Raw genomic sequence first — 16,043 nt, 5'->3', positions numbered from 1 at the left:
CGGGAACGAACTATGTGGAACCGGAAGCGTCTTCTGACGCTCGGGAACTGCATCACCGATGGAACTGCGGCGGGTCATCTCGCCTTGGCGAGTGCGCCCGAGAAGGGTGGCGATCGGCTGCCGGCATCATCGACGGTGCCGTCGCGCACGCAGCGTTCGGCGTCGTCGAGCACGACGGCCCTCATGGCCTGAAGCGGCAAGCGCGCTCGGTGAGCCTCTTGGCCTCGAGGGTCTTCAGGCTGGTCAGATCCTGGCGATCGGCCCGATCGCCGCGACCCATTCGTGGATCTGAGTTGCGACGATCACGCCTTCGGTCGTGAATGGATCGGCGTCCAGGTAGCCCCTGATCTGTTCGCGATCACTGGCGCGGAAGATGATCAATGCGCCCGAGCCGTCACGCCAGGCTCCCCCTTCGACAATTGCGCCTCCCGCTGCCAGGCTTTTGATGTACTGCATGTGGCTGTCTTTGTGGCGGGCGACCTTCTCCGCATCGGCGGTGTAGGTCCAGAGAACGGCATAGGTGTTCATTCAGGAGGCCTGTTGGTGTGTGGGTTACTTCAACTGCTTGGAAACGAACTGCACGATCGCCTGTTGCAATTCGGCGCCGCGAGGAACCGCACCGGACATCCAGAAGGGAAGCACTGATTTATCCGTGCAGGCCACGATGGCGTGCGGCGAATTCAGCGGCGATGATGCTGCCATGAAGCAGACGAGTTTTGCCACTGCCGAGTACGCCGGCAAGAAGCGCCAGACGCGCCGGGAGCGCTTCCTGGCCGAGATGAACGTGGTGGTTCCGTGGGCGCGGCTTGAGGCGCTGATCGAGCCGCACTACCCGAAGAGCGGCAAGGTGGGCCGACCGCCGATTGGCGTGCCGCGGATGCTGCGCATGTACTTCCTGCAGCAGTGGTACACGCTGGCCGACGAGGCACTGGAAGACGCGCTGTACGACAGCCAGGCCATGCGCGAGTTCATCGGCATCGACCTTGGGCGGGAGAACGTACCCGACGCCACAACGCTGCTGAAGTTCCGCCGCCTGCTCGAGCAGCACGACTTGACGTCGGCCATCCTGGCCGAGGTCAACGCGCACCTCACCGAGCGTGGGCTGCTGATGCGCCAGGGCACGGTGGTGGACGCCACCATCATTGCCGCGCCAAGTTCGACGAAGAACGAGGACGGCAAGCGCGACCCCGAGATGCACCAGACCAAGAAGGGGAACCAGTGGCACTTCGGGATGAAGATGCACTCGGGCGTGGATGCCGAGTCGGGTCTGATCCACAGCGTGGTCTGCACCGCGGCCAACGAGGCTGACGTGGCGCACGCGCACGAACTGCTGCATGGCCAGGAGAGCCAAGTTCACGGCGACAGCGGCTACACCGGCATCCAGAGGCGAGACGAGATCACGACGGCGCAGGAAGAGGGCAGGCTGCGCCAGGACATGGATTGGCGTATCGCCATGAAGCGCGGCCAACTCAAGGCCATGCCCGAAGGGCCGGCCAAGGCGATGCACGAGTGGTTCGAACGGCGCAAGGCTCAGGTGCGGGCCATCGTCGAACACCCGTTCCACGTCATCAAGAACCTGTTCGGCTACCGCAAGGTCAGCTACCGCGGGATCTCCAAGAACGAAGCTCGCGCGAAGGCGCACGCTGCGCTGGCCAACTTGTACATCGCCCGGCGCCGATTGCTGGCCCAAGGCCTCAGTGCGTCTGCTGCATGAACGGGGGCCTGAGAGCGGCCTCGAAGTGCCGCAGAAGGGGCTCATCGGTGCCACTTCTGAGTTCACGAGTCGCCATCAACGCCCGCTGTCGGCCGAGTCGCGGTCACGAAGCGGGTTGATCAGCGCTTCCGAAGACGCCGTGGATCAGACCTTCGAACCTGCGGACCGTCACAGGAACCCCCGCCTTGGCCAGCGCCTTGCCGTAGGCCTCGCCTTCGTCGCGCGCGGGGTCGAATTCGGCGGTCATCACCAGTGCAGGGGGCAGGCCGGTCAGGTCCTTGGCCATGATGGGCGATGCGTACGGGTTGACCGCGTCCGCATCGCTCGCCAGGTACTGCTTCCAGAACCACGCGACACCCGCCGACGTCAGCAGATACCCCTCTTCATTGGCTTTGCGGGAGGCGAAGTCGCCATCGCGCTGGATCACGGGATAGGTCAGGATCTGAGCCTTGATGGCCGGCCCCTTGCGATCACGCGCCATCATTGAAACAACCGCCGCGAGATTGGCGCCGGCGCTGTCGCCCATGACGCCCAGACGGCTCGCATCACCGCCGTAGGTCGCGGCGTTGGCGCTGGCCCATTGGACTGCGGCGTACGCGTCGTCCGTCGCCGCGGGGAACCGGGCTTCCGGTGAAAGTCGGTAGCTCGCAGCGATGACCACGGCGCCGCAACGGTTCGCGATCGCCCGGCAGGGTTCGTCCACCACCGCGAGACTCCCACCGACCCAGCCGCCCCCGTGGAAGTACACGAGAACCGGCATAGGTGTCGGACCAGCGGGAACGAAGATCCGGTACTGGAGCTCACCTGCAGGCCCCTTCACCGTCAGATCGTGGACTTGCTTCACCTCCTCTGGCGGAGCCTGCAGGCCCACGAACGTCTCGATCGCGCCGCGCGCCTCGGCGATGGTCATCTGTTCGAACGACTTGAGGCCCTGCGCCTTGAGGGCATCCAGCAGTCCTTGTGCGTGTGCATCAACTGGCATTCGTACGTCTCCTTGAGTCAGTGAAGGTCAGCGTGCTGACGTGGCCAGCGCCGCTTCCCATAAGCCGACGGTCGAGGCGGGTTGCTCGACCATGGGGTAGTGACCTGCCTTGGCGATGCAACGCAAGTTGTGCCGGGGCAGCGCGGCGATCGTTGAGGACAGGTAAGCCGGCGTGACGAACGGGTCGTCTTCTCCGTACAGCAACTCGACGGGGCCGTCGTAGTTCTTCAACTCGGTCAGAAAATTGGCAGAGGTCCAGTTCGCGAGGTACGCGTCCCAGACGACTTGGTTCATCGTGGCGCGGTTGCGCGCTGAAAGGTTGCGCAGGTCGACCGGTGCAATGCCCGGCGAGAGCGCCTTGACGATGCGTGTCGCCGGGTCAGCCCATGCGCTTTGGAAGTGGGCATAGGCATCTGCGTCGAGTGGCGTCCCTCCGGGCGACGCTGGGGTGACCGCGACCACCGAGCGGACGCGCTGGGGCGCCATCGTCGCGACCCGCATGGCCGTGGCGCCGCCCATCGAATGACCCACGACCGAAAACGAACTCCACCCGAGGCTATCGGCCGCCGCAAGCGCGGCAGCGGCCATATCGTCCAGGCTTGCAGCCGGCGCTTGGCGTCGGTTCACTCCATAGCCCGGGAAATCGAAGTACGCGTAGCAGAACTGCGCCTGGTCGGTCAAAGCGCGGCTCGCCAGCCATACCCCGCTGTCGAGTGCCCATCCGTGAAGAACGAGCACACGATGCAGGCCAGAACCTTCGACCGCAGCAAGCTGATTCATTCGCTCTCCATTGCACCAATCGGCAAACCAAGGGTGAGCGTCTTGGTGATCCACTTCGCTCGAAGTGGATTGAATGAAGCCGCTCAATTCCGCTATATTGGATCTGGATGGCGGCGACGGAAATGGCCAATCGCCTGATAGTGGATCAAGCGCATGCAAATCGATCGTCGCGTGAGCAGTCAAGGCTTTGCCAGGCATCTGGGCCAATGGCGCCAAGGGATTCGTGGAAACCTCGCCTCAACGCTGGCGGAGCAAACGCGGCTGATGGTCCTGGACGGCCGACTTCCCGTGATGACCCGCCTACCTAGCGAACGTTCGCTGGCAGCGGAGCTGGCCATCAGCAGAACCACCGTAGCGGCCGCGTATGACCTTCTGAGGCAGTGCGGATTCCTGCAAAGCCAACAAGGATCCGGGACATGGATTGCACTGCCTGAGGACGTGGACTCCAAAGCGACTGCGCCTTGGCTTCCAGGTGCAGCAAGAAGTGAGCTGGATCTTTCCCATGCCGCTCTGAGCGCGCCCGTGGAGGTGTTCCATTCCGCGATGGCCGAGGCCACCGGTCAGCTGTCAATTCACCTGCGCGGACACGGCTACAACCTGCTCGGCTTGCCCAAGCTGAGGGAGGTCGTCGCCGCACGGTTCTCGGCACGAGGCCTTCCCACCCATGCAGAGCAGGTGTTGATAACGAGTGGCGCCCAACAGGCGCTCAGCCTCGCCATCATGGCTTTTGCGGACCACGGGTCAAAGGTCATTGTTGAGCATCCGACTTACCCCAATGCCCTCGACGCCATCCGTCAGCGGGGCGCCCGGCCGGTTCCGGTGCCCTTCAACGAAGGGAAGTGGGACCTCGACCTGATCGCGTCCACCATGCGAGATTCCGGAGCGCAACTGGGCTATTTCGTTCCGGACTTTCACAACCCGACCGGCCTCTGCATGTCCCCCGCGGACCGCAAGCAGCTTGTCCTTGCAGCACATCGAACACGGACGCCCCTGATCATCGACGAGACACTTGTTGAACTCGGCATCGAACACGACGCACCGGAGCCGACAGGCGTCTATGGCTCCGAAGAAGCGACGCCCATCGTGACGATTGGATCGGCGAGCAAGATCTTTTGGGGCGGAATACGCGTCGGGTGGCTGCGCGCCCCGGCTGCCGTCATTCGCAAGGTGGCGGGTCTTCGTCCTCCGCTCGACATGTCGAGTCCGATCCTCGAGCAGCTGATCGTCGCCTCACTGTTCCCCCGGTTGCACGAAGTGGTCGCGCATCGCCGACAAGTGCTTCGCACTGCTCGCGACGAGTTGGTCTCTCAGCTGAACAACCACATTCCTGAATGGCGTCCGACGAGGGCGCTCGGCGGACTTAGCCTTTGGGTCGATCTACAAGAGCGAATCTCATCGCGCTTCGTCAGTGCGGCAGGCCACGCAGGAGTCCTTCTTTCAGCTGGCCCGAGGTTTGGAATAGACGATGCATTCGAGCGTTTCGTTCGCTTGCCCTTCACCGTGCCGACGGAGACGAGCAATGAAGCGATTCGTCGACTGGCCGAAGTTTGGCGTGCGATGCATTCGCAATCGCCGGCAGGAGATGTTCGCCGAGGTCCCAGGCTTCCGATCTAAGGACTGTCTGAAAGACCTTGCCGTTTGTGCGCATCGGAGCTGCACTCAGGGCTGGCATGCCGTGATCCGGCCCTGACTGTCCTGTTGAGCGGGTTGGGCGGCCTGCGGGATGTGAGTTCGGCCCCTTTGAGGACCCTGCGCCGCATCGCTGGCGCTCTCACCCCTGGGCCTCGATCACTTGCCGCCGAGCCATCCGCAGATTGCTCAGCGCGACAGCATCGTCATCTGCGCAGTGTTCTTGGCCAGACACCGGGCGGGATCGGGGAAATCGTCGGGGAGTGGCGCACTCGATGGCATCGAAACGACGTACTTACTGGCGCTACAACGAACGTAGCGAACCCTCCGACCCGCCGGGCGAGGCGATCAGCCGGCGGCAGCGTCGGCCCGTCGGACCTGCGCCTTCAGCGCGAGCAGCGCGCCGGCAGCGATCCCGGTCACGGCCAGCACCGCGCCGGCCGACAGCATGGCCAGCCCGGTCACGCCCTGTCCTACGGAGCAGCCCATCGCGGTCACCCCGCCGACGCCCATCAGCACGCCACCCAGCAGGTGGTCCCGCAACTCGGCGGCGTTGCTGAAGGACTCCAGCCGGAACTCGCCGCGCGCGCGCGCCGACAGGTGGCTGCCGAGCAGGACCCCCGCGGTCAGCATGACGCCGAAGCTCAGCCGTGCGTTCTTGTCCGTCCAGTAGGTGAGCAGGTCCAGCCCATGCGCGATCGGAGCGATGAAGGTCAGCGCCTCTGGCCGTCGCGATTGCGTTCCCTGCCAGGCGGGCTCCAGCGTGTCCGGGTGCTCGGGCAGGAAACCGATGAGCCCGGTGAGCAGCCAAGCGGCAGGAACCAGCAGCCCGATCAGCACGCCCGCGCTCCAGTCCAGCAGCGTCAGGTCGGCCCGGCGCCGCCACAGCCACGCGGCGGCCAGGGTCACCAGCAGCAGCAGCACGCCGGTGCGCAGCGCGCCGGCCGAGGCGGGCACCCAGGCGGCCAGCAGCGAACCCAGATCCTGCGGGCCGGACAACTGCAGGCCCCAGGCGTCCACGGTCCTCACGCGGCCCTCGGCGAACACGCCGCGCAGCGTCATCTGCGCGGTCACCGCCGCGACCAGCAATGTCACGATGGCTCGCAGGTTGCCGGTTCCCGCCTTGACCAGGCTGCGTTGCGGACACCCGGCCGCGAGCACCATGCCGTACCCGAACAACAGCCCGCCGGCGAGGTAGGACGACCAGAGGAAGCGGTCGCTCCAGGCGATCGTGCGTTCGGGCTGGAACGACGTGAGGCCGATGACCGCCTGGGAACCGAGAGCGGCCACCACGACCACCAGCACCCACACCATCATCCGCGAGCGCCCGCCGTAGATGAACCAGTCGGCGATCGCGCCGCGCACGCAGAAGCGTGAGGCCTGTCCGGCCGCGCCGAGTACCAGCCCGATGAGCAGGGCTCCCCACACCACGAAGTGGGTCGCTGTGTCCGGGGCGAGGGGCAGGTTCATGGCGAAGGGGCGGAAGCAGGGAGGAGCGCTGGAGGGCGACGGGCGGACATTGTGACCGCAGCGCGTCCGCGCCGCCTTGTCGGGCCGGGGCGGCATGGCGCGTGGCCGGTCTCCGCGTAAGTCCGGATGGATGCGGTCCTGTCGATCTATATATTTGTTGTTGCAGATATTCAAATAAATGCATACGAATCTTCCGTCCCATGCAACCGATGCCGCGCAGGTGTTCGAGAGGGCGGCCGAGCTGTTCGGCCTGCTGTCGTCGCCGCTGCGGCTGCGCATCGTCGGTGAGCTGTGTCGCGGCGAGCTCAATGTGGGGCAGCTGCAGGAACGCATCGGGGCGACGCAATCCAACATGTCGCAGCACCTGTCGGTGCTGTACCGCGCCGGCGTCGTCGCGAGGCGTCGCGACGGGGCCCAGGTGCACTACCGCATCAGCCACACCGGTGTGTCGGCCATCTGTCGCGAGGTCTGTATCGACATCGCGATCCGGGATGGCCTGGACTGATCCGCAACGCAGGCCCTGCCGCATCCGCAAGGAGACAACGTGATTCGAGACCCGAACGGCTCCGGTCGCCTGCTCAAGGCACCCGAGAATTTCCTGGACCGCGAAGGCATTCGCCGCGTGTTCGCCGAGGCCAAGGCCGGGCGCCGTGACTTCATCCGCGGTGCGTTCGCCGCCGCGGCCGCAGGCTTGGCGACGCCATTGGCGACCTCGCAGTCCAACCCGGTGGCCGGCGACGGCGATCCGAACATCCTCACGTTGCCGGCGCACAGCCGAGGTCTGGGCCAGCCGGTCGTCACCGACGGCTACGGCAGGCCCTCGAGGTTCGAGGCCAACGTGCAGCGCCGCCGGAGCCCGGGACTCACGCAGACGGCGCAGGCCTCGGTGTCGTTCGCGCCGCTGCAGAGCCTGTTCGGCATCGTCACGCCGAGCGGCCTCCATTTCGAGCGCCACCACCAGGGCTGGTGGGACATCGACCCGTCCAAGCACCGGCTGATGGTCAACGGCTCGGACGAGAAGATGCTGCGCAAGCCGATGGTCTTCACGCTCGACGAGATCATGCGGCTGCCATCGGTGAGCCGGTTCCACTTCATCGAATGCGGCGCCAACACCGGTATGGAGTGGGGCAACGTCGCGGTGCCGACCTGCCAGTACAGCCACGGAATGATCTCGTGCAGCGAGTTCACCGGCGTGCCGTTGAAGATCCTGCTCGACCTGTGCGGTGCCGACTGGAAGCGCGGCCGCTTCGTGCTGGCGGAAGGCGCCGACGGATCGTCGATGACGCGCACCATCCCCCGCTCGCTGATCGACAGCGGCGAGGTGCTGGTGGCGTATGGGCAGAACGGAGAGATGCTGCGACCGGAGAACGGCTACCCGCTGCGCCTGGTGGTGCCTGGCGTCCAGGGCGTGAGCTGGGTCAAGTACCTGCGGCGCATCGAGCTCGGAGACCAGCCCTACGGCGCGAAGGACGAGGTGATCCACTACATCGACCTCATGCCCGGCGGCCTGCACCGGCAGTACAGCTCGCTCCAGGAGGTCAAGAGCGTGGTCACGACGCCCTCGGGTGGCCAGGTGCTGCTCGACAAGGGCTATTACAACGTGTCGGGCCTCGCGTGGTCGGGGCGGGGCAAGGTGAAGAAGGTCGATGTCTCGGTCGACGGCGGGCGCAACTGGCGCCAGGCGCGACTCGAGGGCATGGCGATGAGCAAGTGCCTGACGCGCTTCAACATCGACTGGACCTGGGACGGCAAGCCGGCGCTGGTGATGAGCCGCGCCACCGACGAGACCGGCCATGTGCAGTCGAACTATTCGCAGCTGCGGGCGGTGCGCGGCTCGCGCTCGATCTATCACAACAACGCCATCCAGACCTGGCTGGTGGAAGAGAGCGGCGAGGTGCGCAATGTCCAGCTGGCGTGAACTCGCGGTGCTCGCCGCACTGACGGTCAGCGGCGCCTCGCTGGCGCAGGGGACGGTCTATGACGGCATCGGGCGCCCCGCCACGGCCGGGGAGATCGCCGCCTGGGACATCGACGTGCGGCCGGACTTCAAGGGACTGCCCAAGGGATCGGGTTCGGTCGCCAGGGGCCAGGGGGTCTGGGAGAGCAAGTGCGCGTCCTGCCACGGCATCTTCGGCGAATCCGGCGAGGTGTTCAATCCGCTGGTCGGCGGCACCACCCAGGCCGATGTCGAGGCCGGTCGCGTCGCGCGCCTGACCGACTCGAGCTTCCCCGGCCGCACCACGTTGATGAAGGCGGCCCACCTGTCGACGCTGTGGGACTACATCAACCGGGCCATGCCCTGGGACAACCCGAAGTCGCTGGCGACCGAGGAGGTCTACGCCGTCACTGCCTACCTGCTGAACCTCGGCGGCGTGGTGCCCGACGACTTCGTGCTCTCGGACCGCAATGCCGCCGAAGTCCAGCAGCGGATGCCCAATCGCAAGGGCCTGACCACGCAGCACGGGCTGTGGCCCGGCCCCGAGTTCGGCGGCACCGGCAAGCCCGACGTGCAGGGGTCCGGCTGCATGCGCAACTGCGGCGGCGAACCGCGGCTGGCCTCCTCGCTGCCCGAGTTCGCGCGCGATGCGCATGGCAATCTTGCCGACCAGAACCGGACCGTCGGCGCGCAGCGCGGCGCGGACACGACGCGGCCCGATGCCGCCGCGAAGTCGGCGCCTGTGCCGGCGCGCGCCGCCGCGAACGGCACCGGCAACGCCGCGTTCGCGCTGACCAGTTCGAACGCCTGCACGGCGTGCCATTCGCTCGACAGCAAGGGCCTGGGCCCGTCCTTCCGGCAGATTGCCCAGAAGTACGCCGGACGCGCCGACGGGGTCGACTACCTGACCGGCAAGATCCGGAGCGGCGGCGGCGGTGTGTGGGGCGGTGCCATGGCGATGCCGCCGCAGGCGCTGCCCGAGGCCGATGCCCGGACGATCGCCGCCTGGCTCGCCGCCGGGGCCCCCAAGTAATTCCCTAAGGGATGGCACGTACCGAACTGCCGTCCCGTATTTATTAGCATCGGCTGAACAATAGGAGATCGATGATGAACACCCGCAGAGAGATGCTCCGGCACGGCGCCGCGGTGGCCACGCTGCTGATGAGCGCCGGCCTGCTGCCGACCACCGTGCGCGCGCAGGCCGCCGGCTACAACGCCGGCGCGTTCGAGAGCAAGACGATGGCCGACCTGATGAAGACGTTGGGCGCGTCCGCGCCGACCGAGAGCAAGGACGTGACCATCACCGGGCCCGATATCGCCGAGAACGGCGCCGTCGTGCCGCTCGGTGCGGCCACCGCACTGCCTGGCGTCAAGAACCTGCTGCTGCTGGTCGAGAAGAACCCGAGCATCATGACCTCGATGTTCGAGCTCACCGACGCCGTCGAGGCCTCGGTCAGCACCCGCGTCAAGATGGGCCAGTCGTCGAATGTCTTCGCGGTCGCGATGATGAACGACGGTCGGGTGCTGTACGCGCAGAAGGAAGTGAAGGTCACGCTCGGCGGCTGCGGCGGCTGAAGCGGACGGCGCGATCCCCCGACGATTTGAGGAGCATCCCATGGCAGACCCGATGAAGATCCGCGCCCAGGTGGCCGGCAACAACGCGACCGTGCGCGTGCTGATGGCGCACGAGATGGAGACCGGCTTGCGCAAGGACGCGGCCGGCAAGGCGATCCCGGCCTGGCACATCCAGACCGTCAGCGCCCAGCACAATGGCAAGCCGGTGATGAAGGCCCAGTGGGGTCCGGCCGTCTCCAAGAACCCGTTCCTGCAGTTCACCGTCAAGGGCGCGAAGGCGGGCGACAAGATCTCGATCACCTGGGTCGACAACAAGGGCGACACCCGGACCGACGAGGCGGTTGTTTCCTGAGCGCGGCACGGCGCCGGGAATGGCGGGTGTCCCGGTCACAAGACGAAGCGCCGAGGGCGCTGAACGAGGAGACAGACCGATGAAGGCATGGAACAAGCGTGCGCTGCTCGGCGCGGCGGCGCTGGTGGTGTCCGGCACCGCGTGGTCGCAGGCCAAGAGCACGGCCGACGGCATCGCCGAGTACCGCAAGATGCTGGAGGACGGCAACCCGGCCGATCTGTTCGAGGCCAAGGGCGAGAACCTGTGGAAGCAGAAGCGCGGCCCGAAGAACGCCTCGCTCGAGCAGTGCGATCTCGGCAAGGGGCCCGGCGTCGTCCAGGGCGCCTGGGTCGAACTGCCGCGCTGGTTCGCCGACACGGGGCGCGTGCAGGACCTCGAATCGCGGCTGCTGACCTGCATGGAGACGCTGCAGGGACTCAACGCGGCGGAGATCGCCAAGACCCCGTTCGGCCGCGGCGAGCAGGCCAACATGGAGGCTCTCGCGGCTTATGTCTCGGCAGCCTCGCGCGGCCTGCGGATGAACCTGCCGCAGACGCACCGCGAAGAGAAGGTGATGTACGAGCTCGGCAAGCGAGCCTTCTTCTTCCGCGGCGGGCCGATGGATTTCTCCTGCGCCTCCTGCCATGGCGAGGCGGGCAAGCGAATCCGGCTGCAGGATCTGCCGGTGCTGACCCGCAATCCCGGCGACGGCGTGGGCTTCGCCGCCTGGCCCGCTTACCGGGTGTCCAGCGGCGAGCTGTGGAGCATGCAGCGCCGCCTGAACGACTGCTACCGCCAGCAACGTTTCCCGTTCCCGGGCTTTGCCTCCGACGTGACGATCGCGCTCGGTGTCTTCATGGGCGTCAACGCCAAGGGCGCCGAATCGATCGCGCCGTCGATCAAGCGCTGAAGCGAGGACTGCATGAACGCCAAGATCACTCTCGCCGTGGCCGCGCTGGCCGTTGCCGGCTGCGCCGCGTTGCAACCCCTGCCTTCATCACAGGAGCTCGATGCCCAGGCCGCGGCCATGATGAAGGCCTCGTTCCGCGACCAGGGCATCGCCAAGGTCGATCGACTGAACCAGGACCTGGGACAGAAGGCCTGCTCGTCCGACCACTCGCCCGACGACAGGGCGGCGGCGCAGATCCGGGACGCCGCGCTCGCCTCGGTCAAGTGGCCAGCTTCCGGACAGTACCTCGGAGACTGGAAGGAGGGCGAAAAGATCGCCCAGAACGGGCGGGGCGGCACCTGGACCGATGCGGCAGGCAGCGTCAACGGCGGTGGCTGCTACAACTGCCACCAGATCGGCAAGGCCGAGCTGTCGTTCGGCACCATCGGCCCGAGCCTGTACCAGTACGGCAAGCTGCGCGGCGTCACCGACCCCGTCGACCCCAAGAGCGCGGCGATCGTGCAGTACACCTGGGCCAAGCTGTGGAACAGCAAGGCCTACGAGGCCTGCTCGAACATGCCGCGCTTCGGCCATGCCGGTGTGCTGGACGAGACCCAGATCCGCCATCTGATGGCGTTGCTGCTCGACCCGAAGTCACCGGTCAACCAGTGACCGACCGCGGTTGCCTGGCCCGCCTGATCGATGCACGAGACGGCGGGCCTTTTCGTCTGCAACATATAAGTAATCACTGAATCATGAGCCTGTCCAAGCGAGAGTTCCTGCAGGTGCTGGGCGCGGCGTCGGCTGCGGGCCTGGGCCTGGCACGGTACGCCGACGCCGACGCCGCCACGGCAGAGCGGGGGCTCTACGAGGTGCCGCGTTTCGGCAACGTGTCGTTGCTGCACATGACCGACTGTCATGCGCAATTGCTGCCCATCCACTTCCGCGAGCCGAGCGTCAACCTCGGCGTGGGTGCGATGAGCGGCCAGTTGCCGCACCGGGTCGGCGAGCACCTGCTCGAGGCCGTCGGGGTGCGGCCCGGCACGTTGCTCGCGCATGCCTATACCTTTCTGGATTTCGAGACGGCTGCGCGCCGCTACGGCAAGGTGGGCGGCTTCGCGCACATGGCGACGCTGGTCAAGCGCCTGAAGGCCAGCCGCCCCGGCGCGCTGCTGCTCGATGGCGGCGACACCTGGCAGGGCTCGGCCACGTCGCTGTGGACGAACGGTCAGGACATGGTGGACGCCTGCAAGCTGCTGGGGGTCGACGTGATGACCGGGCACTGGGAGTTCACTTACGGCCAGAAGCGTGTGCAGCAGATCGTCGACGAGGACTTCAAGGGTCGGATCGATTTCGTGGCGCAGAACGTCAGGACGACCGATTTCGGCGACGAGGTGTTCAAGCCCTACACGCTGCGCGATGTCAACGGCGTGAAGCTGGCGATCGTGGGGCAGGCCTTTCCCTACACGCCCATCGCCAACCCGCGCTACATGGTGGCGGACTGGAGCTTCGGGATCCAGGACGACAACCTGCAGAAGGTCGTCGACGCGGCGCGGGCTGCCGGAGCGCAGGTGGTGGTGGTGCTGTCGCACAACGGCATGGACGTCGATCTGAAGATGGCGGGCCGCGTGCGTGGCATCGACGCCATCCTCGGCGGCCACACGCACGATGGCATTCCGGTGCCGGTGGTCGTTGCCAACCCGGGGGGCAAGACTCTGGTGACCAATGCCGGCTCGAACACCAAGTTCCTCGGCGTGCTCGATCTCGACGTGAAGGGCGGTAAGGTCGCCGACTACCGCTACAAGCTGCTGCCGGTGTTCTCGAACCAGTTGCCGGCCGACCCTCAGATGCAGTCGCTGATCGACAGGATCCGTGCTCCCTACAAGGACAAGCTCGCCGAGAAACTGGCCATCACCGAGGGGCTGCTCTACCGGCGCGGCAACTTCAACGGCAGCTGGGATCAGCTGCTGTGCGATGCGTTGATGGAGGTGCAGGGCGCAGAGATCGCCTTCTCGCCGGGCTTTCGATGGGGCACGAGCCTGCTGCCCGGTGACGTGATCACGCGCGAACTCATGATGGACCAGGTGGCGACCACCTACTCCTATGCAACCGTGACCGAGATGACCGGCGAGACGATCAAGACCATCCTCGAGGATGTCGCCGACAACCTGTTCAACCCCGACCCCTACTACCAGCAGGGCGGTGACATGGTTCGCGTGGGGGGCCTTGCCTACGCGATCGCACCCGGCGAATCGATGGGCAAGCGCATCCAGGACCTGCGCCTCGCAGGCCGACCGATCGAGGCGGACAAGCGCTACCGGGTGGCGGGCTGGGCCCCCGTCGCCGAAGAGGCCCGCAGCGCCGGCAACAAGATGGTGTGGGACGTGGTCGAATCCTGGCTCCAGGCGAAGGGCCGCGTCACGCCGCGCAGGCTCAATGCGCCTCGACTGATCGGCGTGGACGGCAATGCCGGCGCGGCTTGACGCCGAGGTCGGCGCATCGGGGAGACACACATGAATATCCGACGGTGGCTCATGGCCGCACTGCTGCTGACCGTGGTCGCGACGTCCCATGCACAGGACAAGGTCGCGTACCACGTCAACGAAGCCCAGACCCAGGCGCTCGCCACCCTGCGGAACATTCGCAACCATCTCGACACCGACCCCAGCGCGCAGATCACGGTGGTGACTCACGCGAACGGCGTCGACTTCCTGATGGAGGGCGCCAAGGACCCGAATGGCGGCGAGTACGCGGCCACCGTCTCGGCGCTGGTCAGCCGCGGCGTGAAGTTCGAGATCTGCGAGATCACGCTGAAGAACCGCAACCTGAAGAAGGAACAGTTCATCCAGGAGGCGACGTTCACTCCCTCGGGCGTCGTCCGGCTCACCAAGATGCAGTTGCAGGGCTATGCGTACATCAAGCCCTGATGCGGGAGGCGCACCGATGAGCAAGGCAGAACGTTTCGCGGTGCTGGCCGCACTGTGGATGTCGGTGGGAGCCGCTCCGGCGCAAACTGCCGAAGGGACCTTCATCACCAGGTCGCTGACGCCCGAGACTGCGCTGACCGCGGCGCGCGCTGCGCTCGAGCATTGCCGAAAGGCGGGCTACCAGGTCGGCGTGGCGGTGGTCGACCGCGCCGGGTTGCCGCAGGTGTTCCTGCGCGATCGTCATGCGGGCGCGCACACCGTCGAGTTGGCCATCGGCAAGGCCTGGACGGCAGCGAGCTTTCGCATCCCCACGGCCACGCTGGGGACCGAAACGCAGGCCGGCAAGGAGATGAGCGGCATCCGCGCCGCGCCGCGGGTCGTGGCGGTCGGCGGTGGTCAGGTCATCGAATCGGCCGGTTCGGTCGTCGGTGCGATCGCCGTGTCCGGCGCGCCGGGCGGCGCGGCGGACGACGCCTGCGCGAAGGCCGGCATCCAGGCCATCGCCGAGGCGCTGGAGTTCTAGCCCAGCGTGTCGGCCCAGATGTTGCGCGCCCAGGCCATGGCAAAGCCGGCTTCGGCTTCGTTGCGAGCGGCCGAGACGCCGCCGGAACCGGCCACGGTCTTGAAGGTTTTCTCGGCCGCGACGTATTCGTGCACGCTGGCGACGTGGATCACGTGCTTCTCGTCGACGAAGCTGTAGCAGGTGTTGGTCAGCATCGGACGCGGATTGATCTCGATGTCCATCAGTTGCGCCACGATCGCAGCGGCGGCCACCTTGCCATGCGAGTTGGCCATGTGGCCGCTCTTGGGCATCAGCGGCGCGACCTGGATCGAGTCACCCAGCACGTGGATGTGCTTCGCCGCCGTGGATTCGAAGGTCTGGTAGTCCACCTGACACCAGCGTGCGTTGGCATTGGCCAGGCCGGTCTGCACGGCGATCGCGCCGGCGCGCATCGGCGGCAGCACATTGAGCACGTCAGCCTTCACATCGTCCTGCACATCGAACTTGATCGTGCCGGTCCGCGGATCGACCCCCACCGCCTTGTGCTGCGGCCGGTACTCCACCATGCCGGGATAAAGCTCGGCCCAGGCCTTCTTGAAGAGAGCGGCCTTGGAGACGACATCCTGGTTGGCGTCGAGGATCAGGACCTTCGAGCGGGGCTTCGCGCGCTTGAAATAGGCCGCGACCACACTGGCCCTCTCGTAGGGCCCGGGGGGGCAGCGGAAAGGCGCCTCGGGGATCGCGATGGCGTACACGCCGCCGTCGGGCAGCGCTTCGAGCTGCCGGCGCAGCGCCAGGGTCTCGGGCCCGGCCTTCCAGGCCTGCAGGATCTGGCCGCTGGCCTGTGCCTCGCGCAGCCCCTGGACGCCGTCGAACATCAGTTCGATGCCCGGGGAGAGCACCAGCTTGTCGTAGCGGATCGTGGCGCCGGATGCGAGCGTCACGGTCCGAGCTGTGGCATCGATCCTCGATGCCGTGTCCCGCACGATGCGCACCCCGTGGCGTGTGGCCAGCGCGTCGTAGGACGTCGTCAGGTCCCCCAACGTCTGCGTGCCGCCCACCACGAGATTGGAGATCGGGCAGGAGACGAAGCTGGCCTGGGGTTCGATCAGGACCACGTCGATGCGCTGGTCGGACAGCAGGCGCACGTACTTCGCTGCGGTCGCACCGCCGTAGCCCCCGCCGATGACGACGACCTTCGCGCTGCCGGGCACGCCACCGCTCGGGGTGGCGCAGCCCCCCAAGGCGAGCAGACCGCCGCCGGCGAGGCCGGCCTGGATCAGTTGACGACGCTTCATGGGAGGCCTT

The 16,043-nt window shown here is 66.6% G+C and carries 17 protein-coding genes; 12 read left to right on the top strand and 5 right to left on the bottom strand.

Annotated elements, in window-relative coordinates; genetic code table 11:
* Positions 1 to 243: 243 nt before the first annotated feature.
* A complete protein-coding gene (locus tag MPE_RS12325; RefSeq protein WP_011830033.1) occupies positions 244 to 528 on the bottom strand; it encodes a YciI family protein in 285 nt (94 codons plus the stop codon).
* Positions 529 to 700: 172 nt separating this feature from the next.
* Between MPE_RS12325 and MPE_RS12320 the strand changes: the two genes are divergently transcribed.
* Positions 701 to 1,714: an IS5 family transposase gene (locus MPE_RS12320; protein ID WP_011830032.1), complete on the top strand. Its 1,014-nt coding sequence runs from the start codon at positions 701 to 703 to the stop codon at positions 1,712 to 1,714.
* A gap of 103 nt (positions 1,715 to 1,817) precedes the next feature.
* Here the strand turns inward: MPE_RS12320 and lipP1 are convergent, their stop codons facing one another.
* Both lipP1 and MPE_RS12310 read right to left on the bottom strand, forming a co-directional pair.
* Positions 1,818 to 2,696 (bottom strand): LipP1 family hormone-sensitive lipase, encoded by an 879-nt coding sequence (gene lipP1 / locus MPE_RS12315; protein WP_011830031.1) that lies wholly within the window; start codon positions 2,694 to 2,696, stop codon positions 1,818 to 1,820.
* 27 nt (positions 2,697 to 2,723) lie between these two features.
* Positions 2,724 to 3,476 carry an alpha/beta fold hydrolase gene (locus tag MPE_RS12310; RefSeq protein ID WP_011830030.1) on the bottom strand — a complete coding sequence of 251 codons (753 nt, stop codon included), beginning with the start codon at positions 3,474 to 3,476 and terminating at the stop codon, positions 2,724 to 2,726.
* A gap of 153 nt (positions 3,477 to 3,629) precedes the next feature.
* On the opposite strand from MPE_RS12310, the gene yczR reads away from it, so the two are divergent.
* The gene (gene yczR / locus MPE_RS12305) at positions 3,630 to 5,090 is read left to right on the top strand and encodes a MocR-like transcription factor YczR (RefSeq protein ID WP_083767973.1); all 1,461 of its coding nucleotides are present in this window, start codon (positions 3,630 to 3,632) and stop codon (positions 5,088 to 5,090) included.
* Between the two features lie 363 nt (positions 5,091 to 5,453).
* Here the strand turns inward: yczR and MPE_RS12300 are convergent, their stop codons facing one another.
* Positions 5,454 to 6,575 (bottom strand): YeeE/YedE family protein, encoded by a 1,122-nt coding sequence (locus tag MPE_RS12300; protein ID WP_011830028.1) that lies wholly within the window; start codon positions 6,573 to 6,575, stop codon positions 5,454 to 5,456.
* Between the two features lie 178 nt (positions 6,576 to 6,753).
* On the opposite strand from MPE_RS12300, the gene MPE_RS12295 reads away from it, so the two are divergent.
* The 10 genes from MPE_RS12295 to MPE_RS12250 all read left to right on the top strand — a co-directional run bounded on the left by MPE_RS12295 (position 6,754) and on the right by MPE_RS12250 (position 14,756).
* Complete coding sequence (locus MPE_RS12295) at positions 6,754 to 7,080, top strand: ArsR/SmtB family transcription factor (protein ID WP_011830027.1); 327 nt, start codon at positions 6,754 to 6,756, stop codon at positions 7,078 to 7,080.
* 39 nt (positions 7,081 to 7,119) lie between these two features.
* Complete coding sequence (soxC, locus tag MPE_RS12290; protein ID WP_011830026.1) at positions 7,120 to 8,493, top strand: sulfite dehydrogenase; 1,374 nt, start codon at positions 7,120 to 7,122, stop codon at positions 8,491 to 8,493.
* Entirely contained in the window at positions 8,477 to 9,544 is a 1,068-nt protein-coding gene (locus tag MPE_RS12285) for a c-type cytochrome (protein WP_011830025.1), read from the top strand. Before soxC ends, MPE_RS12285 begins: the two co-directional genes overlap by 17 nt.
* 74 nt (positions 9,545 to 9,618) lie before the next feature.
* The gene (gene soxY / locus MPE_RS12280) at positions 9,619 to 10,086 is read left to right on the top strand and encodes a thiosulfate oxidation carrier protein SoxY (protein ID WP_036231508.1); all 468 of its coding nucleotides are present in this window, start codon (positions 9,619 to 9,621) and stop codon (positions 10,084 to 10,086) included.
* 40 nt (positions 10,087 to 10,126) lie between these two features.
* Complete coding sequence (gene soxZ / locus MPE_RS12275) at positions 10,127 to 10,438, top strand: thiosulfate oxidation carrier complex protein SoxZ (RefSeq protein ID WP_011830023.1); 312 nt, start codon at positions 10,127 to 10,129, stop codon at positions 10,436 to 10,438.
* 79 nt (positions 10,439 to 10,517) lie between these two features.
* Positions 10,518 to 11,327 (top strand): sulfur oxidation c-type cytochrome SoxA, encoded by an 810-nt coding sequence (soxA, locus tag MPE_RS12270; RefSeq protein ID WP_011830022.1) that lies wholly within the window; start codon positions 10,518 to 10,520, stop codon positions 11,325 to 11,327.
* 12 nt (positions 11,328 to 11,339) lie between these two features.
* A complete protein-coding gene (soxX, locus tag MPE_RS12265; RefSeq protein ID WP_011830021.1) occupies positions 11,340 to 11,978 on the top strand; it encodes a sulfur oxidation c-type cytochrome SoxX in 639 nt (212 codons plus the stop codon).
* An 83-nt stretch (positions 11,979 to 12,061) separates the two neighbouring features.
* A complete protein-coding gene (gene soxB / locus MPE_RS12260) occupies positions 12,062 to 13,789 on the top strand; it encodes a thiosulfohydrolase SoxB (protein ID WP_011830020.1) in 1,728 nt (575 codons plus the stop codon).
* Between the two features lie 30 nt (positions 13,790 to 13,819).
* Entirely contained in the window at positions 13,820 to 14,233 is a 414-nt protein-coding gene (locus tag MPE_RS12255; RefSeq protein ID WP_011830019.1) for a DsrE family protein, read from the top strand.
* Positions 14,234 to 14,249: 16 nt separating this feature from the next.
* The gene (locus tag MPE_RS12250; RefSeq protein WP_011830018.1) at positions 14,250 to 14,756 is read left to right on the top strand and encodes a GlcG/HbpS family heme-binding protein; all 507 of its coding nucleotides are present in this window, start codon (positions 14,250 to 14,252) and stop codon (positions 14,754 to 14,756) included.
* Here MPE_RS12250 and MPE_RS12245 read toward each other — a convergent pair.
* Positions 14,753 to 16,033 (bottom strand): NAD(P)/FAD-dependent oxidoreductase, encoded by a 1,281-nt coding sequence (locus MPE_RS12245; RefSeq protein ID WP_011830017.1) that lies wholly within the window; start codon positions 16,031 to 16,033, stop codon positions 14,753 to 14,755. The genes MPE_RS12250 and MPE_RS12245 overlap by 4 nt on opposite strands.
* Between the last annotated feature and the right edge of the window lie 10 nt (positions 16,034 to 16,043).

Source organism: Methylibium petroleiphilum PM1, from assembly GCF_000015725.1.
Taxonomy (GTDB): Bacteria; Pseudomonadota; Gammaproteobacteria; order Burkholderiales; family Burkholderiaceae_C; genus Methylibium; species Methylibium petroleiphilum.
Note: the sequence above shows the minus strand (reverse complement) of the source record. Positions and strands in the feature narration are given on the sequence as shown.